Raw genomic sequence first — 19301 nt, forward strand, 5'->3', positions numbered from 1 at the left:
ATGAAGCTCTACAGCGAAAACAACCCCGCACCCAACCCACGCCGCGTGCGCATCTTTCTGGCCGAGAAGGGCGTCTCGATCCCGATCGAGAACGTGTCCATGCGTGCTCGGGCGCACAAGTCTCCAGAGTTCAAGGAGAAGAACTCGCTGGGCCAATTGCCCGTACTGGAGCTAGACGATGGCACCTGTCTGAGCGAGAGCGTTTCCATCTGCCGCTTCCTCGAAGACAGCCACCCGACCCCCGCCCTGTTCGGCAGCTGCGCGCTGACGCGTGCGCAAGTCGACATGTGGATACGGCGCATCGAGTTCACGCTCATGAACCCGATTGCTGCCGTGTGGGTGCACACGCACCCCTACACAGCCCCTCTGGGCAAGCAGTACACCGATTACGGCGAGTCCAGCCGGGAGCGGGTGGCCAAGGCCATGCTGTGGCTGGACCGCGAGATGGCAGAGAAAGAGTTCATTGCCGGCAGCCAGTTCAGCATGGCCGACATCATTGCGCTCACGACCATCGACTTCGCCAAGTTCGTCGGCATGGAGATGCCCGAGGAGGCCGGGCACCTGCGGGCTTGGCATGCGCGCGTGTCGGCGCGCGAGAGCGCCGCGGCGTAGCGGGCGCTGCCTCAGGCTGTCGCGCGTCGCCGGCTGACCACGATGCCGATGAAGCCCAGTCCCGAGAGAAACAGAATCGCGGCGGGCGGCAGTGGCACCGGTGAAACTTCGGTGTAGGTGCCATTGAAGTGGTACGCGGCCGCGATGCCGTTGACTGTCAGGCCCGACATCAGTGCCAGAAAGTTGCTGTCGCTGGTCACGTCGCCCTGGAAGCGAATGGCGTAGCCGGTGGTCGCCGCCATGATGTAGTCGAACAGGTTGAGCGACTTGCCGCTCGCGATGCTGCCCACCCCGCCGAAGGTGAGCGAGGAGCCCCCCAGGTCGATGGCCGAGTTGTCGGCCAATAGAAGGCTTGAGAAGGTCTGGCCTTCGGCCGCGGCGGCATTGGCGATGGCCAGGGTGCCGCCGTTCAACAGCAGCGCGCTCGACGACGAAAGCCGGTTGGCGCCGTCCAGTACCAGCGTGCCGCCGTTGAGGAGGGTGGTGCCGGTGTAGGTGCTGATGCCCGACAGGGTGACCATGCCGCTCTGCACTGCGACCGAGTTGAAGTTCGACAGCGTGCCGCCATAGCTGAAGGCATTGCCCGCACCCGGGTGGATGACCACAGTGTTGATGCCACCTGTGCCTCCGTTGATGCTGCCGAGCACGTTGGCCTGGCCGCCGGCGATCGTCAGCGTGTTGTTGCCGCCACCCATGTCGATGGCGTGGCCGCTGCTGGAGCCGTCGATCAGCCCGCGGTTGGTGATGCTGTCATTGTCAAAGCCGGTGCGTATGGCGGCCGCGGTCGCGCTGCCGCCTCGTATCGTGGCACCGGCGTTGTTGGTGATGCTGACGGTGTAGCCGCTGGCGGGCCCGACGACCACGATGGCCGAATCGTTTTGGCCGCGGATCAGGCCACCGCTGTTGTTGGTGATGGCGGCCGGGCCGTAGATCGCTTCTCGCGTGCCCGCGAGTGGCCCGCTGGGGATGTCGTTGCCGGCAAGCGTGATGCCCCGGCCCAAAGCGTTGGTGTTGCCCGCGCTGACCAGGCCTTCGATCGTGCCCGAGTTGATGATCGTGCCGCCGCCTACGCTGATGCCTTCGCTGTAGGCCACGCCAGCCGCCACGGCGCTGAAGGAGTTGACCGAACGAATGACGCCGCTGTTGTTGATGCTGACGAGGCCGTCCACGTCGACACCGTCGCCATCACCCGTGATGCCGGTGCCACTGATGATGCCGCTGTTGACGACGGTGACCAGCTGGTTGCTGTTGAAGCCGTCGAAGTTGAGGCCGGAGCCATTGCTGCCGAGGATGCTGCCGCCTGCCATGTTGGTGAGGCCTGCGGCAAAGCTCGTCGTGCTGTTGAGTGCGCCCCCGGTGATGCCGTGCCGGCCACCCTGGATCACGCCCGTGCCGTAGTTGGTGATCTGCGCGCCCGAGTTGCTTTGCATGTCGACGCCGTCGCTGCTGCTGCCGGCAGTGGTCACCGACAAGATGCTGCCCCAGTTGTTGACCACACCGTTGACGCCCAGGCGCACGGCATCGGCCTCTGACGCGCGCAGCAGGCCGCCAGCGTAGTTGTTGAGGGTGTTGGCGCCGGTGGTGATGGCGGTGAAGTCGATGGCCTGCGCCCCGCCGGCTGAGGCATTCAACGAGGACATCGTGCCGTAGTTGTGAAGGATGACGCTGCCATTGAAGACGTTCATCTGGAATACGTCGGCGTCGGCTGTTTGCATCAGGGCGGCCGAGTTGGTGAGGCTGCCGTTGGTCACGACCAAACCCGAGACACCGGTGTTGTCGCGGATCGCACGGCCCGTGCCGGTCTGCCTAATCGTGCCCAGGTTGGTGAGGCTTGCGTTGGCGCCGCTGATGGTCACCGCCGTGGTGCTTCCACTCACCGTCAGAGTGCCTGTCGCGGTGACGGTGCCGGTCTGGCCAGCGCCTGTGCCCAGCGTCTGCCCCGTCGTCGTGGGGCTGTTGATGGTGAAGCTGGCGGCCGATGCATTCGGCAGCGCCAGCGCCACCGCAAGCGCGGCCGCAACAGGGGCGAGCAGTAAGCGTCGGTTGGGTGGGTGGTGAGGCAGGAGCGTTGCGTTGAGCGAGCAGGTCGGCATGGGAGTCATTTCAGTTTCATGGATCGGTAGCGAGGACGGGCACGAAGGGGTGCCGGCAGTTCACATCGCTGTGCTCCGTTGCCTGCTCTCGTCGCATTGTTGCGATTACGCGTCTTGAGCGTGACGCTGGCGTGACCTTGCGAATAGTCCGTTGGCCTGGCCTTGTTGGCCGTGTCTGCACCGGGGTCGTGCACCCCGCACCGCGAGCCTGTGGCGGTGGCCATGGGTCACGTTTTTCGCCTGCGTGTGAGGCCAGGCATCTGACACCAAGCGAGTGCTGCGTTAGGCCGGCTCGTCGGGCCGGTACACCAGCAGGTCGCCGGGCTGGCAGCCCAGGTACTCGCAGATTTTCTCGACCGTGTCGAAGCGCACGCCCCTCACCTTGCCCTGCTTGAGCAGCGACAGGTTGGCCTCGGTGATGCCGATGTGCCGGGCCAGGTCTTTCGACTTCACCTTGCGCTCGGCGAGCAGCACATCGAGCTTCACGACGATGGGCATGTGGTGTTTCCTTCAAATGAACTGGGCGTTTTCTTCGGCGAGCGCCATGCCACGCGCAAACGCCGAAGCCACCTTCCACACCACCGCGCCGAACACCAGGATCAGCAGCTGCCCCGAGCTCACCTCGACCGACAGCCGGTGGCCGCCGCTGGCCAAGAGGCCGATCAGTGGCGCCACGAACAAGCCGCTGATGCCGGCTGCAAACATCGCGCGGGCGCAAGCCCGCAAGCCACCGATGGTGGCGAGCGTGAAGTGCTGACCCTGCGAGAAGGCGGCGAAACACCCGCGTGCAAACCACAGGCTTGCCGACACGCACAGCACCGGCAGCATAGCCAGCAGCGCGATCGCCACGCTTGCAGCGGCGGTGAGTTCGAGCGCCGCGGGTTGCCCCAGCCGCTGCATCCACTGCTGCGGTGTCGACACCAGCAACCAGCCGGCCACCAGCGTGGGAAGGGCCAGCGCCAGCACCAGGAGCAGGTGGGCTAGCCATCGGCTGGAGGGGTCGTCGACGGGAGGGCGTGAACTCATCAGATGCTCCTTGCGTGTGGTGCGTGATTCGCAGTATATTTCTGTAAAACAATAATTAATTATTGAATAGCAGTTTAACCGGAGCACACGAATGCCCAGCTTTTTTTCCACACTGGCGCTGCTTGCAGCGCCGCTTCTGGCCCTGAGCGGCTGCGCTGACACCCACTGGGAGCGCGCCTTCTACGACGGCATGCGGGCCAGCCCGCAGCCCTGTGCCCGCGACACCGCCGACCACCGCACAGCGTGCCCGCCATTGCCGCCTTACGACGACTATGAGCGCGCACGCGACAAGGCGCGAGGTGCGACGCCATGAAACGGCGCGACGGCTTGCTGGCGGCCGCCGCGCTGCTGAGCGGCTGCGGCGGCGGGTCAGAGACGCACGCGCGCGACTGCGCCCGGCCTGCGGTCTACGAGGGCGTTCGTTCCGATGGCCCCACCGCGCTGCCCGTGGCCGACACGGCGACTCAAGCGATGGAGGCGGCGAGGGCAGCTTGCTTCGACGAGCTGTTGCAAGAACTCATCGCCTCGACCGGCATGCCCGCGGTGTCTGCGGCGCTGGCCTGCGACCTGGGCAGGTGGCAGGCGTCGGCCGGGCTCGCCTGCACCCGTCCAGAGTCGCCGGTCAACACACAAACAGTCTTCTACTGGGGCAGCGTGGCCAAGGCCGCCACCGCCGTGCTGGTGTTGCAGCTGGTCGAAGCAGGCCGGCTGCGCATGGGCGACACGCTGAGCCGCTGGTTTCCGCAGTTTGCTGAGGCTTCGCGCATCACGATTGCCCAGCTGCTCACCCACACGAGCGGCCTGGCGACCAACACCGGCCTGCCCCCGCTCGGCGCCACCTACGAGCCGCCCGAGCTGCTGATCGCGGCAGCGGCCAAGGTGTCGAGCCCGTACTGCCCTGGGGCAGGCTTCAACTACTCCAACGTCGGCTACCTGCTGCTTGGCCTGATTGCCGAGCGAGAGGGTGGTGACGCGTACCACCGGCTGGTGCAACAGCGCATCGCCGGGCCGCTGGGCCTGCAGACCCTGCGCGCGGCGCGCCCGGCTGAGGTGCTCGACGACATGGCCGTGCCGCATCTGGGCCGCGACCCCCGGCCCGACCCCGGCGTTTCGAGCCGGCTTGGCATGGGCAACATCGTTGCGCGTGCCGAAGACATGCTCGGCTTCTGGCGCGCGCTGATGACGGGCCGGCTGTTGAGCGCGCAGACCATGCGGCAGCAATGGGCCACGCTGTCGGGTGTGGCCGGCGCGCCATCGCTCGCCTTCGGCCAAGGCGTGATGCAGATCGAATGGACGGACTGGGCAGGGCGGCCCCGCACTTGGTGGGGCCACCTCGGCGGCACCGAGCACGCAAACGCTTTGGTGGCCTTCGACCCCTTTGAGCGGGCCTTTCTGGCGGTGGCCGTCAACAGCCAGGTGTCATCGGCGGCAGTCGCGCATCGGCTGTTGAAGATGGTGGCTCTGACGCGGGACGCGGCGGCGGCGCGTGCGTCGGGGTGAGGCGCGCGCGGCGATGACCATCTGCAAGCCCAATGAAGCGACGTGCCTATCGGCAAGGCGGGCCTCAGCGGGCCACGACCTCGAACGATCTGCCATCAACGGCAGAGGTGGAGTCTTGGCCTTGCACGGTGAGCGTGGTGAACACGCGAACCACCGTGGTGCTGGGCACCGTGAAGTCGGCTTCCAGCGTGGCCGTGCCGCTGCCCTTGGCGATCATCTTCACCTCACGGGCCACGACGGCGCTGTCGGCCGCCAACACGAGAAGCGTGAGGGTGCCCGAGTCTGCGCTCAGGGCATAGCTGATGCCAACGCGGAGCTTGGTTTGTGCCCCTACGCGCAGCACCTGCGTGGTGTCGGGCGAGATGGCGCTGATCTGCGCCAACGAGCCGAAAGGCGCCGGCTTCTCGCTGTAGGGCGAGATTTGGCAGCCGAGCAAAAAGGTGGAAGCGAGCAGCGAGACGAGCAGCGAGGGCAAAGATCTGGCAGACATCATCAAGTCCTGACGTGGGTGAGAGAAGTGGGTCAACGCCATGGGGCGGCTGCAGTGCCGCGCTTGCAGCGCAGGGGCGTGTTCATTCGGAACAGTGCACAGCGTACAGCGGACACTGAGGCAGCGTGCCACTGAACGAGCTGGCTTCAGGGTTGTCTGCTTCAACAGGTTTGCAAGCGGCGCGCGCCACGGGGTGCATCAAGCGCTTGGCGCTGAGGCCGTCGGCGTTGGCACTGTCATTGAACGCCCTGCGCCCTCAGCCGATCGAGCTTGGCCGCGTACAGCGCCTGGTGTTTGCGTGTGGTGCTGGTGTCGAGCGCCAATGACAGCTGCGTCTTTGCCTCCACCACGTCTCCCAGCTGTGCTTCAGCCACGGCCAACCAGAAATGGAACTCGTGGTGATACGGGGCCCGCCGTACTTCTTTCTGGAACCAGTTGCGTGCTGCCACGTAGTCTGCTCGATGCATGGCGTCCTGGCCCAGGTCGAAGAAGTGAAATGGCGGCTCGGGGTCGATGCGGTTCAGTGTGCGCATCAGGGCGGCGGACTCTTCGACGCGCCCTTGCGCCGTCAATACGTGTGCCATGTTGGCCAGACCCGTCGTGCTTGTGGGTTCTTGCTGCAGCACGTGCGCCAGCGCAAGCTCGGCCGCTGCGGTGTGGCCGCTTCTCAGGTACACGACACCCAGCGTGTTGTAGGCGCTCAGGAAGCGCGGCGCTTGCAGCACGGCTGCGCGCGCCCAGCCGTAGGCGGCACTCAGGTCTGCGCCGGCCAGCGACTCGGCGGCGCGGTTGTTCATGTACATCGCGACGACGGTGTCTTCGTCGATCTCTCGCGAGTAGTGGCCGCGCACGTCCTCTGAGGGCAGGAAGTCGATGGTCCAGTTGGGGCCATTGCTGCCCCGCGTGAGCTGATCGATCGTGCGCTGCCCAAGCACGATGTTGACGTGGCCGCTTGCGAAGTAGGTGTCTTTGTTGCGCGTCCAGGTTTCGTCGGTGTAGACGCTCTGGTAGCTCACCTGCAAGCCCAGGTGCTTGGCCAGCGCGGCGGTCATCAGCACCAGCGAGAGGCAGTTGCCAGCGCGTGCCTCGAACGCTTCAGCGGCATTGCGGGTGCGCTCGGCGTCGTACTCGAGCTTCAGCTGGCGCTTGTTGTAGAGCGCATCGAGCAGGCCTTTTTGCAGCCCATGCCTGCGCAGCTGAGCGGTCAGCTCGTGGTCGACGTAGTGCTTCATCTCGTCGCTGGCAGCGAGCACGTCTTTGGCGTTGACCGTGAGGTGCGCGTCGGGAAAGAGGTCATCGCGCAGCACCTGTGCGGGGGGCACCGCGGGCGGCCCGCTCACGCAGGCGCACAGCAGCAGGCAACTGAGGAGGAGGATCCAGTGCTTCATGGCGACACCGGCCGCGGAAATGCCTGGGCCGGTGCCACATGCTATGCCTGTTGGCGTCTGTGCGCACCCCGGGTTGCCGCGCAGATGCCCTGTCCGGTCCTTGCCACTCCCCGCCTGAAGATGACAGGCAATCGCACACAATTCGCATCGTTCGGCGCAACTCGCCGTGCTCTCGACTCCTGAACGAGGAAGGCTCCATGTCTGCCGTCAACCCACCCATGCCACCCCCCAGCCCCGGCGAAGCGCGCCGCCGCCAGGTGATGGGCGACACCTTTGTCGACCGCGCCCTCAGCAGCGCCGGCGCATTTACCGCCCCCTTGCAAGACCATGTGAGCAACCACGCTTGGGGCTCCACCTGGCTGCGCGAGGGGCTGGAGCTGAAGCAGCGCAGCCTGTGCACCGTGGCCATGCTGGCAGCGCTCGGCCACACACAAGAACTGAAGGGGCACCTGCGGGGGGCACTGAACAACGGTGCCAGCCTGATCGAGCTGCGCGAGGTGCTGCTGCACGTGGCACCGTATGCCGGCTTTCCGGCAGCAGGTGCCGCGTTTCGGGCCGCCACCGAGTGGCTGACAGCAGAAGGGTTGAGCTTCGATTCAGCCAGCGATTGAGCCCTCTCTGTCGTAAGCTTGCAGCTCCACCCCAAGGAGCGAGCGATGGGCTTGAGCTTTGCGCGCAGTGCATTTGTGATCGTGGTGTTGGCGGCGATCGGTGCGACGGTGCTTCGCGTGTCCACCGCACCCGAACGGGTGAAGGAACGGCGTAACACCGCACGCTCGGTGTGCGTTGGCTTGGGCGGCGAGTGGGTTCGCATCGGCCGCGACGAGATCTGCCAGAAGAACGAGCCCGGCGGCGTGCTGGCGAAATAGATCTGACCCCAGCCGGGAACTGGAGACCCCTCACACGATGAGTTCGATTTCGCGTTTCGTCTTGTTGCCCACCCGTGGCTTCACCGCCGACGAGCCCCACAACTCCACCGCCACTGAAACGTTTCTCAGCACCATGGCGGCGCCTGGTGCGCGGCGAGCGCCTTCCGCGCTGGCCCGCTTCACGGTGCTCGATTCGATCCAGTCAAACGGCGCCAAGCTGGTGTCGATGAGCGACGTGGCGATGATGAAGCTCAAGCGCGAGCAGCCTGGTTTGCGCGTGGTGCCTGAGTTGTTTTACCCGGCAGCGCGCGCCCCGCGCCCGCCCATCCTCACCGGCTTGCAGGCCTTCTCTGCGCGCGCCACGCTGGCGCAGACGGTCATCAAGGTGGTGCTGCAAGGCAGTGGCAAGCCGCTGCGTGATGTCGACGTGATCGCCTTCAGCGACTTCAAGGCCGGCAAGGGTGCGCAAGGCCGCACCAATGCGCGCGGCGAAGCCACCCTGGCGCTGCCGCGCTCGGTGCGCGTGCTGCAACGGGTGTACGTCTACCCGTCGCACGGCGCCTGGCCGGTGTTGCTGAGCGACTGGTCACTGCAGGGCGGCGTCATTGAGCTGCCGCCCATAGACCTGGCCTTCACCGACTCGCGCGCCAAGGCCTACCCCAAGCGCGCGCTCACCGACGGGGCTGGCGTGACGGTGGGGGTGATCGACACCGGCATCGGCCCGCACGCGGCGCTCAGCGTGGCCGGCGGCATGAACGCCGTGACAGGCGAAGACCCGGCCGATTGGTCTGACAGCGACATACACGGCACGCACGTGGCCGGCATCATCGCGGGCCGTGGCGACGGCTTTCTCGGCGTGGCGCCGGGGGTGGCGTTGCGGGCTTACCGCGTGTTCGGCAAGAACGCCGAGGGCGCATCGAGTTTTGCCATTGCCAAGGCCATCGACCGCGCGGTGTCTGATGGCTGCGACCTGCTCAACTTGAGCCTGGGCGGTGGGCCCGACGATCCCACGACCAGCGAGGCCATCAAGGCCGCTCGCGCCAAGGGCGTGGTGTGCGTGATCGCGGCGGGCAACGATGGCGGGCCGGTCGCGTGGCCTGCGCGGCACCCGCTGGCCTTGTCGGTCTCTGCGCTTGGCTTCGAGGGTTTGTGGCCCGCGGGCGCGATGCAAGTGCAAACCATCAAGCCGCCCCTGGGCAAGGAGCGGAGCTACGTCGCCGACTTTTCCAACACCGGCCCCGAGATCGACGTGGCCGGGCCGGGTGTGGGCGTGATCTCGTCCATTCCCCACGACCGCTTCGGCGTGATGGATGGCACCTCGATGGCCTGCCCCGGCGTGACCGGCGCTCTGGCGCGCCGCCTGGCGGCCGATGCCAAGACGCTGGCCATGCCACGTGACGGCGACCGTGCCGACGCCATCGTGAAGCTGGCGATGGTCGCTGCGCGAGACATGGGCTTGCCACCTTTCGCACAGGGTGCAGGCCTCGCGCAATGAGGCGCAGGTTTATCATCAACACACCATGAGTCGTTACGTCTTGCGCTACGCCGGCAGCCTGCCCCACCACGGTGGGGAGTCGGGCGTGGACACCGCTGAGGTGGTGGTGCGCGCAGGCGCCAAGGTCATTGACGACGCGCCCGGCATGCTGCTGGTGGAAGCCACGGCGCCGGTGGCGCGCTCACTGCCTCACTTGCTGCCGCAATGGCAGGTCAGCCCTGAGGCCAGCATGCCCCTGCCCCGCGTGCCGCGACCGCTGGTGCGCGGTGTGGCGCGCGCCCGTCGCAGCCGCTGAGATTCGCGCCGCTTCGCTGGCTTCGGCTACTTCTTGAGCCGCCGCGCTAGACGCCAGCCGAGCAGCAGCGCAATCACCGCGGCATAGACCGCGACCTCGGCGAAGTTGTTCTTTGCCGCGCGCATCCAGAAGAAATGCAGCAGGCCCAGCAGCACCACGGCATAGACCAGCTTGTGCAATATCTGCCAGCGCCGGGTACCCAATGCCTTGATGGCACGGTTGAACGACGTGGCAGCCAGCGGCATCATCAGCACGAACGCCAGGAAGCCCACCAACGCGAACGGGCGCTTGGGGATGTCTTTGACGATCGCTTCGAGCTCAAAGCCCATGTCGAGCCACGAATACGACAAAAAGTGCAGCACCACATAGAAGAAGGCGAAGAGGCCCAGCATGCGCCGAAAGCGCGCCAACGCGGGCTGGCCGGCCATCACCCGCAGCGGTGTCACGGCCAGGGTGATGCAGAGGAAGCGCAGTGTCCAGTCGCCCGTCGAGCGAATGAGCGCTTCGGCCGGGTTGGCGCCCAGCGTGTCAGCAAGCGCACCGTAGAGCAGCCAGGCAAACGGCAACAGGCATAGCACGAACAGCAGCGGCTTGGCTGCGGGGTGCAGCAGCAGCGGCTTGCGGTGGATGGCGGCTTTTGGCGCAGGGGGAGACAGCACGGCAGACATGGTCAGAAGTACTTTTGCAGGTCCATGCCGGCGTACAGCTGGCCCACCTGGGGCTCGTAGCCGTTGAACATCAGCGTGGGCCGCTTTTTGGCAAACACGCCGTCTTGGCCGATGCGCCGCTCGGTGGCCTGGCTCCAGCGCGGGTGGTCGACCTTCGGGTTGACGTTGGAGTAGAAGCCGTATTCGCGCGCAGCAGCGAGGTTCCATGAGGTGCTGGGCTGCTTCTCGGTGAAGCGGATCTTGACGATGGACTTGCCGCTCTTGAAGCCGTATTTCCAGGGCACGGCCAAACGCACCGGCGCGCCGCTTTGATTGGGCAGCACTTCACCATACAGGCCGAAGGTGAGCAGGGCGAGCGGGTTCATGGCTTCGTCCATGCGCAGGCCTTCGACATAGGGCCATGAGAGCACGTTGGAGCCGAGAAAAGGCATCTGCTTCGGGTCGGCCAAGGTGGTGAACTCGACGAACTTGGCGTTGCTGGTGGGCTCCACTCGCTTGATGAGCTCGGCCAGCGAGTAGCCCACCCAGGGGATCACCATCGACCAGCCTTCGACGCAGCGCAGGCGGTAGATGCGCTCTTCCATTGGGCTCAGCTTGAGCAGCTCGTCGATGTCGTAGACCTTGGGTTTTTTCACTTCGCCTTCGATCGCCACGGTCCAGGGGCGGGTCTTGAGCGGGCCCGCGTTGCGGGCCGGGTCGGCCTTGTCGGTGCCGAACTCGTAGTAGTTGTTGTAGCTCGTGATGTCTGCGTACGAGGTGGGCTTGTCCAGGGTGATGCCGCCGGCGATAGCGCTGCGAATACCGGGTAGGGGGCTCAGCTTGCCGGGCCGTACTGTCTGTGCGCTTGCATCGCGCGCAGCCCAGCCGGCCAAGGCCACGCCGCTGCCGGCCAGGGCCATCAGCTTGAGCAGGTTGCGGCGGTGCTCGTAGACCTCGCGCGGCGTAATTTCTGAGGCGACAGCGTGATCAAAACCACGGTCTTTGCGGTAATGCATGAAAGCTCCTGGAGCGTGTTGACACCCTTGGCATTGGGTCGCCGTTGGAGCGGGCAACCTTACAAAGGGTTCAGCTCAGCTCGCCGAAATTGGTGTCGTCGATCACGGCGCCGAATTGCGTGTCTGAGAAAAGCTTGAGCGAGTTGCGTGCCACGCGCTCGCGGAAGCTCTTGCGCGCAAACAGCTTGGCCTGCGCTTCCCCGGGGAGGTCGGTGATGTTGATGACGTTCTTGACGATCAGCGTGTCGATCACGTCTTCGATGACGCGCACGAAGTCGGCATCGAGGCGGCCGAACTCGCCTGGGCTGGGCGCGGTGTGGCCGATGAAGGCCATCAGGTCTTTGTGGCCCTCGGGCAGGAACTCCATGCCACCGGTGTCGTAGCGGTGCATGCTTTCGATCGAACCATCGGAGCCGCGGTGGATGTAGGGCATGGCACTGCAAAGAGTGGGCTTGGCGACACTATAGGGCGGGCCTTCGGGCCGCGCCATGAAAAAAGGCCGGTCTCGAACCGGCCTTTTTGCAACCAAGCGGGCTGAATCAGCGCATGCCGGCGATGTAATCGGCCACGGCCTTGATTTCTTTGTCGTTCAGCTTGGCGACCACGCCCGACATTTGGGTGCTGTTTTTGCGCCCGCCATCGCGGAAGGCCGTGAGCTGGGCGTCGGTGTAGTCGGCGTGCTGGCCGCGCAGGCGAGGGTATTGCGACGGAATGCCAGCCCCGGTGGGCCCGTGGCAGCCCGCACAGGCCGGCACGCTGCGGTCGGCCAAGCCACCGCGGTAGATCTTCTCGCCCAGGCTGACGGTGTCTTTGCTCTTGGCAAAGCCGGGCTTGGCTTGCTTGGAGGCATAGAACGCGGCCACGTTCTTCATGTCTTCATCACTCAGCGAAGCGGCCATGCCTTGCATGATGGGGTTGGCGCGCTTGCCGGACTTGAACTCGACCAGCTGCTTGACCAGGTACTCTGGGTGCTGGCCCTGGAGGATGGGGTTGGCGGGTGCGCCGCGCGAGCCATCGGCGGTGTGGCAGGCGCCGCACACATTGGTGGAAAGCGTTTGGCCTTTGGCCAGATCGGGCTTGGCCGCGGCGGCGTGTTCGGCGGCAAAGGCCGGTGCGATCGCTGCAACAACTAGCATCAGGCTCGACAACAGGGGGGCAAAGGACTTCATGGGCTCAGGTCTTTTTTGGTGCAAAACCCAGCGATTTTACAATGCCAGCTTTGGGCGTCTGAATGACCGAGCAAAACAATTCCAATCTTCCGGTCACGACAGGCGCTGACCCCGAGAAAATCGCTCTCTCATGGACGCACACCGCACGCTTCCTCACCACGGCCAGCCAGCTCGACCAGCTGCCCCAGACCGAGCTGCCCGAGATTGCATTCGTGGGCCGCTCGAATGCGGGTAAATCCACCGCCATCAACACGCTCACACAGCAAAAGCGTCTGGCGTTTGCGTCAAAGACACCCGGGCGCACCCAGCACATCAACCTCTTCGAGCTGGGCCCGAAGCTGACCGCCAACGCCTTGTTTGCCGATCTGCCGGGCTATGGCTATGCCGCGGTGGCCAAGGGCGCGAAGCTGCGCTGGCAGAAGGTGATGGCCGATTACCTTGAGGTGCGACGCGGCCTGACGGGGGTGGTGCTGATGGTCGATTCACGGCTGGGCTTCACCGACCTCGACCGCCGGCTGCTTGATTTCGTGTCGCCACGGGTAGGCAACGGCGCGGTGAAGCTGCTGGTGCTGTTGACCAAGTCAGACAAGCTCAACCGCAGCGAAGCTGCCGAGGCGCTGGCCACCGCCCAAGGCGTGCTCGGCGAAGTCTCGACCGACGAGGCCGATGTGAGCATCACCTTGTTTTCTGCCTTGAAGAAGTCGGGCGTGGGTGACGCTGCCTGCGTTTTGCATGAGTGGGTGCACGCCGCATGATTGAAACCTTCTTTGCCGAGCTGCCGCACGGCATCAGGCTGCACTGCCACGCGGCGGGGCCTGAGAACGCGCCGGTGCTGTTGTTCCTGCACGGCTTTCCGGAAGCCGCCTTCGTCTGGGATGAGGTGATGGCGCAACTGGGCCAGCGCTATCGCTGCATCGCGCCCAACATGCGCGGTTACGAGCAATCGTCGGCGCCGGTTGCGGTCGAGGCCTACCGTGCCAAGCACCTGATGGCCGACCTGCTGGCCTTGATCGCACAGCAAGGCAGCGGGCCGCTTGAGGCGCTGGTGGCGCATGACTGGGGCGGTGCGGTGGCCTGGGGCCTTGCGGCCCAGCACCCAAAGGTGCTCAAGCGCCTGGTCATCATCAACTCGCCTCACCCGGCGACCTTTCTTCGCGGGCTGCAGACCAGCCCGGCCCAGCAAGAGGCCAGCGCCTACATGAACTTCCTCTGTAGCCCGGAGGCCGAAGCCCAGCTCAGCGAGAATGACTACGCGCGCATGTGGCCGTTCCTCGAAGCCATGGGCGCTACCGACACGGGCCACCCCGGCGGCGGCTGGCTGACCGAGGTCGTGAAGGCGCAGTACCGCGCAGTGTGGCGGGCGGGCCTCACAGGAGCGCTGAACTACTACCGCGCGTCGCCCCTGCGCCCGCCCACCGCCCCCGACTCACCGGTGATGGCCATTCGCTTCCCGCCCGAATTTGTGACGGTGCAGGTGCCGACACACGTGATCTGGGCCGAAGCCGATCTGGCGCTGCCCGCCGGTTTGCTCGATGGCCTGGAAGCCTTCGTGCCCCGCATGACGCTGACACGCGTGCCCGGTGCAACGCACTGGATCGTGCACGAGCGGCCACAGCTGATCGTGAGCGAGATCGAGTCAGCGCTCTCCCGCTGAGCCGTGCTCGCGTTGGGGCTCGCGCGCTCGCTCAGCCGGAACGCGCGAGGTTGCGCAGCATGCCGTCGACGGCCCGCTGAATCAGCGAGTGGGCATGCAAGGGGCCGAGTAGCTCGGCTTCGCGCAGGCGCTCCAGCGCACGCAGGCTGACCGAATGCGTGCTTTGCGGTGTTTCACCGGCGAACAGGAAGAAATGCCCTTGCGCGCTGCACCAGAGCAACTGCGCCTGCGTCCAGGCACCGTGCAGAAAAACGCGATAGCGCTCGCCGATGGCCATCTGCCTGACCCACTCTTTGGGGTCGTCGCCGGTCTGCGGATTTTCGGCGTTCATCAGCTCGGCAGGCACAGTTTCCATCGACGCGAGATCAATCAGCGAATCGCTGAAGCCTGAGCCATCCAGCGGTTCAGGCTCGACGGCCACTTCTTCGCGCATGCGCCTGACGATCTCTTCTGGCGACAGCGTTTCTTCCGCTGGGGCGGCAGACGCTGCACGGGGCCCCGGCCGCAGGGCTTCAGAGTGCACCTTCATCAGCTCGTCGAGCACGGCTTGCTGCTCGTCGGAGGGCACTTCGGTCAGCGCCATGCCGTCGCGCAAGCGTTGCAGCAGGCTTGGCAGCACGCTCACCAGACGCTGGCGGCTTTGCGGGTGGCTGGGCAGCTTCAGGCTCCAGAGCAGCTCGTCCACGGCTTTCAGGTAGCCCGCCGTCTGCGCGCTCTGGTCTCCAAAGCGCAGCACCGATTCGGTTAACACGCGGGCCCAGGTGGCGGTGACAAAGCGGCGGATCACCGGGCTGGTCTGGATGGTCACCATCTGCTCGACCAGCCGCGCCGAGAGGTTGCGCTGCAGTTGCTCGGCCTCTTCGGCGCGGGTGAGGGCTTCGACGGTCGGCTGCGAGGCGTGCTGCTGTTGCCTCAGCTGCTCCGCCAAGAAGGCTTCGAGGCGGGCGAGGCTGCGCCGGTACAGGGCACTGTCTTGCGCCGGCTCGGCCACCATGTCGCTCACCAAGCTCTGGCAGAACTGCAGCAGTGCTGCCAGGCGAGGGTCGCCTTCGTGCGGGTAGGTGGTGGTGGCATTGACGATGCGGTCCATCAGCACCCACACCGGGTGGTCATAGGCATCGAGCATGCTCGGGTCGAGCAAGGCGATGCGCAGCGCCGACACCTGCAGGCGTGCGATCACCGCATGCAAGCCCGAGGGCAGGGCGCGGTCGGACAAGATGGTCTCGAACAGGCGCGAGAGCAGCTCGATGATCTGGCGGTCTACCGTCTCGCCTGTGGTGGCCATCAGCGCGGCGCGGTGCTGGGCGAGTTGCGGGGCTTCGTTGAAAGCGCCTGCTGCAGCGGGCATGCGGCGCAGCAGCTCTTCCACGCGGAGCAGGGCTTGCTCCAGTGCTGGTGTGGCGGTGGGCAGCGCGCGGCGCTTGCCTTCTGGGGCAACGCCTCGCGCGAGGCTATCGCCGCCAGGCATGCTGCGCATCAGCCCATCGAGTGCGCCGGGGCGGGTGACGTCCATCTCGGGCGGCTCTTCACGCCCGCCCGTGCCGTGCGCGATCACCATCGTGCGGTAGATGCCGGGCGTGACGCCCTGCGATTCAAGCCGCGTGCAGGCGGCCGCAAACGACATACGAAGGAAGCCAGCCATCACCGTGGCCGACACGCGCACCAGAATGCCATGCTGCACCGGCGCGGCGGGCAGGGCCATGGCGGCCTGCCACAGGGCCTTGGCGTATGACTGGGGGCGCAGCGGGTTGGACTCGGCCGTCACATGGTCTTGGCCCCGCAGCGTGGACGTGAAGGTCTGCAGCTCGCGCAGCTCCCACTCGGCGCCGGTGTCGATCTGCTGAATGGCGCGCGAGATCTCGATGTCGGACTCGACCCGCGTTTCGTCCATCAGCTGCAGGCCGCCCAGCGTCAGTGGGCCGCCGTCGGGCTGGTTGGTGGCTTGCGGGTTCAGGTCGGCCAGCACGAGTTTTCGCAGGGCGTCGACGAAGCTGCGCTGGTACAGCGCCTGGTGCTGCTGCAGCGTCTGCACCAGGTCGAAATAGTGTTTCTTTTCGCCGGCGGTGAGCAGGTGGTCGCGGGGCTGGCGCAGCTGCTCCAGCGTGCTGGCCAAGGTGCGAGAGATGAGGTCGGTCGAGCGGTTCAGCTCGTCGTCGACAAAGCGCTGCAGGAGCGAAGCGATCGGCATGCGCTATTTTGCGGCCCGACGGGTTCTTGTCAAACCCGCCCGCCCGGACGCTCTTTCAGAACCTTTCAGGTCGCTCAAGGACGCCCAGAGGTGCCACGTCGAACACTGCAACGGCAGGGGGCCTGGCTTTGTCATCGTGTGTTGCCGCCCCAGGCTTCTTCAGGAGGATCCAACATGTCCATCACCATGCAAGGCAGCTGGACGCTGCGAGTGAAGACCCACGAATCGGCTTTCGCGCAGCGTTTCGTCGTGAGCGGCGCCACCACCGGCAACGGCATCTACGACGGCATGGTGGGCAATACGGTCTTCGTGACCGGGGCGCAGTGGTCGCTCACGGTTCAGCACCGCCCGACCCGCCAGGCTTGGCTCGATTCGGCCCAACGCATAGGGCTGCCCAACCTTGAAGCCGGGCTGCTTCGCTTCGAAATTGCGGCGAACGACGGCGGGTTGGACGACGACTACGACGATCTGGTGCTGGCCTGCTCTCTGCCCGCCAGCCAGTCGGATTACGTGCTGTACGGCGCCGTGACGAGCCATGAGGCGCAGGGGCCCTTCAACCCACGCCGAGACGATTACATCGTCATCGACCGCCCGCGCGACCTGGGCTCTGTCTGCACGCGCTACCCTCAGCTGACCGAGCTGCTGCGCAAGCTCTATCCCGAGCAGCCACTGGCCGCTGCTTTGGGCCACGATGTCACGCCGCTTGTCATCCCGACCGGCTTGCCGAATGTGGCGGTGGGCCTGGTGTTCCTGTCACGCATGGTGCCGGGCGCTGAGTTCGATGGGGCTGAGGCTGATGTGGTCGAGGCCTTGCGAACCACCGTGCGGCGGGTGCCGTTCAAGGCTGCAGCGTTGAAGGCCGGGGTCAGCCGCCTGAGCTTGCGTGACCTGGAGTCGATCGCCCGCCTGCGCGACGAGGCGCTGCGCCACGGTTGCGACGCGACACCGGCCCCTGGCGTGGCGCTGAGATTTCAGAGATACAACCGCACGGCCGCCGAGCTGCTGGACGGCCCGTACTCCGGCCGCGGCTTGCGAGAAGAGCTGGGGCTGGCGGTGACGGATGAGCAAGGGCACTACATCTTCCGCTGCCGTCAGGAACCGGCGGCCGCTTTGCGCCCCGATGTGATCGTGCAGGTGATGGGCACGGCGGGCGAGCCCAGTTTCGAGACGGCGCCTTACGACAACGTGGCCAACCTGCGGCGAATCGACATGTGCATACCGGCTCTGCAAGCGCAGGCCTGCCCTGCGGGCTTGAGCCGGAGCAAGCTACCGGCGTTGAGAGGCGTGGTCATGCCTTCAGCGCAGGCCTTGTCTAATGAGCACTCAAAGTTGATCGGCCAGCCTCACTTGCGGGTGCAGCTGGCGGCCTGAGCTGCTCCAACCGGGCGTGAAACTCAGCCATGAAAAAGGGCTGCCGAAGCAGCCCTTTCGCGGTTGGCCGGTCTTTCGACCGAGGCCGTGGACTTACATGTCCATGCCCATGCCGCCCATGCCACCCATACCGCCCATGCCACCGCCGCCTGCGGGTGCGTCGTCCTTGGGGGACTCAGCAACCATGGCTTCGGTCGTCAGCATCAGCGAAGCGACCGAGGCTGCGTTTTGCAGCGCGGTGCGGGTCACCTTGGTCGGGTCCAGGATGCCCATTTCGATCATGTCGCCATAGGTGTCGTTGGCTGCATTGAAGCCGTAGTTGCCCTTGCCGTTCAACACAGCATTGACGACCACACTGGCTTCGCCGCCTGCGTTGTAGACGATCTCGCGCAGCGGCGCTTCGATGGCGCGCAGCACCAGCTTGATGCCGGCGTCTTGATCGGCGTTGTCGCCCTTGATCGTGCCTGCCGCTTGCTTGGCGCGCAGCAGTGCCACGCCACCACCGGCCACGATGCCTTCTTCGACGGCAGCGCGGGTTGCGTGCAGGGCGTCTTCAACGCGGGCCTTCTTTTCCTTCATCTCGACTTCAGTGGCAGCACCGACCTTGATGACGGCAACACCGCCGGCCAGCTTGGCCACGCGCTCTTGCAGCTTTTCGCGGTCGTAGTCAGAGGTGGCTTCTTCGATCTGCACACGCACTTGCTTGACGCGCGATTCGATGTCAGCAGCGGCACCCGCGCCGTCGATGATGATGGTGTTTTCCTTGCCCACTTCAACGCGCTTGGCTTGGCCCAGATCGGCCAGCGTGACCTTCTCGAGCGTCAGGCCGACTTCTTCAGCGATGACCTTGCCGCCGGTCAGGATGGCGATGTCTTCGAGCATGGCCTTGCGGCGGTCGCCGAAGCCAGGCGCCTTGACGGCCACAACCTTCAGGATGCCGCGGATGGTGTTGACCACCAGCGTAGCCAGTGCTTCGCCTTCAACTTCTTCGGCAACGATCAACAGCGGACGGCCCGACTTCGCCACTTGCTCAAGCGTAGGCAGCAGGTCGCGGATGTTGCTGATCTTCTTGTCGTAGAGCAGCACGAACGGGTTGTCCAGAATCGCCGATTGCTTTTCCGGGTTGTTGATGAAGTAAGGCGACAGGTAGCCGCGGTCGAATTGCATGCCCTCGACGACTTCGAGTTCGGAATCAAGCGACTTGCCGTCTTCGACGGTGATGACGCCTTCCTTGCCGACCTTGTCCATGGCATCGGCAATGATCTTGCCGATGGTTTCGTCGCTGTTGGCCGAGATGGAGCCGACTTGCGCGATTTCCTTGGAGGTGGTGGTGGCCTTGGAGGCCTTCTTCAGCTCGGCGACCAGGGCCGTGACGGCCTTGTCGATGCCGCGCTTCAGGTCCATCGGGTTCATGCCGGCGGCCACGTACTTCATGCCTTCGCGCACGATGGCTTGTGCGAGAACGGTGGCGGTGGTGGTGCCGTCGCC

Annotated in this window: 21 protein-coding genes; 10 read left to right on the forward strand and 11 right to left on the reverse strand. The window is 65.6% G+C overall.

What is annotated here, in order from left to right:
* Positions 1–612: a glutathione S-transferase family protein gene (locus tag AC30QB_RS02590; protein WP_489544630.1), complete on the forward strand. Its 612-nt coding sequence runs from the start codon at positions 1–3 to the stop codon at positions 610–612.
* Between the two features lie 11 nt (positions 613–623).
* Here the strand turns inward: AC30QB_RS02590 and AC30QB_RS02595 are convergent, their stop codons facing one another.
* The 3 genes from AC30QB_RS02595 to AC30QB_RS02605 all read right to left on the reverse strand — a co-directional run bounded on the left by AC30QB_RS02595 (position 624) and on the right by AC30QB_RS02605 (position 3731).
* A complete protein-coding gene (locus AC30QB_RS02595; protein WP_489544631.1) occupies positions 624–2714 on the reverse strand; it encodes a beta strand repeat-containing protein in 2091 nt (696 codons plus the stop codon).
* A 273-nt stretch (positions 2715–2987) separates the two neighbouring features.
* Entirely contained in the window at positions 2988–3203 is a 216-nt protein-coding gene (locus AC30QB_RS02600) for a helix-turn-helix domain-containing protein (RefSeq protein WP_489544632.1), read from the reverse strand.
* Between the two features lie 12 nt (positions 3204–3215).
* The gene (locus AC30QB_RS02605; RefSeq protein ID WP_489544633.1) at positions 3216–3731 is read right to left on the reverse strand and encodes a hypothetical protein; all 516 of its coding nucleotides are present in this window, start codon (positions 3729–3731) and stop codon (positions 3216–3218) included.
* Positions 3732–3822: 91 nt separating this feature from the next.
* On the opposite strand from AC30QB_RS02605, the gene AC30QB_RS02610 reads away from it, so the two are divergent.
* On the forward strand, positions 3823–4044 hold the full coding sequence (locus AC30QB_RS02610; RefSeq protein ID WP_489544634.1) for a hypothetical protein: 222 nt from the start codon (positions 3823–3825) through the stop codon (positions 4042–4044).
* Positions 4041–5231, forward strand: a complete 1191-nt coding sequence (locus tag AC30QB_RS02615; RefSeq protein ID WP_489544635.1) for a serine hydrolase domain-containing protein — start codon at positions 4041–4043, stop codon at positions 5229–5231. The genes AC30QB_RS02610 and AC30QB_RS02615 overlap by 4 nt, the downstream gene beginning before the upstream one ends.
* Before the next feature lie 64 nt (positions 5232–5295).
* Here the strand turns inward: AC30QB_RS02615 and AC30QB_RS02620 are convergent, their stop codons facing one another.
* Positions 5296–5721 carry a hypothetical protein gene (locus AC30QB_RS02620; protein WP_489544636.1) on the reverse strand — a complete coding sequence of 142 codons (426 nt, stop codon included), beginning with the start codon at positions 5719–5721 and terminating at the stop codon, positions 5296–5298.
* Positions 5722–5957: 236 nt separating this feature from the next.
* Positions 5958–7109: a tetratricopeptide repeat protein gene (locus tag AC30QB_RS02625; RefSeq protein ID WP_489544637.1), complete on the reverse strand. Its 1152-nt coding sequence runs from the start codon at positions 7107–7109 to the stop codon at positions 5958–5960.
* Positions 7110–7306: 197 nt separating this feature from the next.
* Here AC30QB_RS02625 and AC30QB_RS02630 point away from each other — a divergent pair, with 197 nt between their 5' ends.
* The 4 genes from AC30QB_RS02630 to AC30QB_RS02645 are packed head-to-tail and all read left to right on the forward strand — an operon-like array spanning position 7307 to position 9768.
* Positions 7307–7720 (forward strand): carboxymuconolactone decarboxylase family protein, encoded by a 414-nt coding sequence (locus AC30QB_RS02630; RefSeq protein WP_489544638.1) that lies wholly within the window; start codon positions 7307–7309, stop codon positions 7718–7720.
* A gap of 45 nt (positions 7721–7765) precedes the next feature.
* Positions 7766–7978: a hypothetical protein gene (locus AC30QB_RS02635; protein ID WP_489544639.1), complete on the forward strand. Its 213-nt coding sequence runs from the start codon at positions 7766–7768 to the stop codon at positions 7976–7978.
* A gap of 37 nt (positions 7979–8015) precedes the next feature.
* Complete coding sequence (locus AC30QB_RS02640; RefSeq protein WP_489544640.1) at positions 8016–9473, forward strand: S8 family serine peptidase; 1458 nt, start codon at positions 8016–8018, stop codon at positions 9471–9473.
* 25 nt (positions 9474–9498) lie between these two features.
* Positions 9499–9768 carry a hypothetical protein gene (locus AC30QB_RS02645; RefSeq protein ID WP_489544641.1) on the forward strand — a complete coding sequence of 90 codons (270 nt, stop codon included), beginning with the start codon at positions 9499–9501 and terminating at the stop codon, positions 9766–9768.
* 26 nt (positions 9769–9794) lie between these two features.
* On the opposite strand, the gene msrQ is transcribed toward AC30QB_RS02645, so the two are convergent.
* From msrQ to AC30QB_RS02665, 4 genes are all read right to left on the reverse strand, one after another.
* The gene (gene msrQ / locus AC30QB_RS02650) at positions 9795–10436 is read right to left on the reverse strand and encodes a protein-methionine-sulfoxide reductase heme-binding subunit MsrQ (protein WP_489544642.1); all 642 of its coding nucleotides are present in this window, start codon (positions 10434–10436) and stop codon (positions 9795–9797) included.
* 2 nt (positions 10437–10438) lie between these two features.
* The gene (gene msrP, locus AC30QB_RS02655) at positions 10439–11431 is read right to left on the reverse strand and encodes a protein-methionine-sulfoxide reductase catalytic subunit MsrP (protein WP_489544643.1); all 993 of its coding nucleotides are present in this window, start codon (positions 11429–11431) and stop codon (positions 10439–10441) included.
* 70 nt (positions 11432–11501) lie between these two features.
* The gene (locus AC30QB_RS02660; RefSeq protein WP_489544644.1) at positions 11502–11864 is read right to left on the reverse strand and encodes a hypothetical protein; all 363 of its coding nucleotides are present in this window, start codon (positions 11862–11864) and stop codon (positions 11502–11504) included.
* Positions 11865–11970: 106 nt separating this feature from the next.
* A complete protein-coding gene (locus tag AC30QB_RS02665; RefSeq protein ID WP_489544645.1) occupies positions 11971–12600 on the reverse strand; it encodes a c-type cytochrome in 630 nt (209 codons plus the stop codon).
* Positions 12601–12662: 62 nt separating this feature from the next.
* Between AC30QB_RS02665 and yihA the strand changes: the two genes are divergently transcribed.
* Together yihA and AC30QB_RS02675 are read left to right on the forward strand one after the other, a co-directional pair.
* Entirely contained in the window at positions 12663–13355 is a 693-nt protein-coding gene (gene yihA, locus AC30QB_RS02670; RefSeq protein WP_489544646.1) for a ribosome biogenesis GTP-binding protein YihA/YsxC, read from the forward strand.
* Complete coding sequence (locus AC30QB_RS02675; RefSeq protein WP_489544647.1) at positions 13352–14254, forward strand: alpha/beta fold hydrolase; 903 nt, start codon at positions 13352–13354, stop codon at positions 14252–14254. The genes yihA and AC30QB_RS02675 overlap by 4 nt, the downstream gene beginning before the upstream one ends.
* Before the next feature lie 31 nt (positions 14255–14285).
* Here the strand turns inward: AC30QB_RS02675 and AC30QB_RS02680 are convergent, their stop codons facing one another.
* The gene (locus tag AC30QB_RS02680) at positions 14286–16442 is read right to left on the reverse strand and encodes a DUF1631 family protein (RefSeq protein ID WP_489544648.1); all 2157 of its coding nucleotides are present in this window, start codon (positions 16440–16442) and stop codon (positions 14286–14288) included.
* Between the two features lie 174 nt (positions 16443–16616).
* On the opposite strand from AC30QB_RS02680, the gene AC30QB_RS02685 reads away from it, so the two are divergent.
* The gene (locus AC30QB_RS02685) at positions 16617–17813 is read left to right on the forward strand and encodes a hypothetical protein (RefSeq protein ID WP_489544649.1); all 1197 of its coding nucleotides are present in this window, start codon (positions 16617–16619) and stop codon (positions 17811–17813) included.
* Positions 17814–17906: 93 nt separating this feature from the next.
* Here AC30QB_RS02685 and groL read toward each other — a convergent pair.
* The coding region (gene groL / locus AC30QB_RS02690) for a chaperonin GroEL (RefSeq protein WP_489544650.1) at positions 17907–19301 on the reverse strand (1395 nt) is incomplete at its 5' end.

Source organism: Rhizobacter sp., from assembly GCF_046595475.1.
Taxonomy (GTDB): Bacteria; Pseudomonadota; Gammaproteobacteria; order Burkholderiales; family Burkholderiaceae_C; genus Rhizobacter.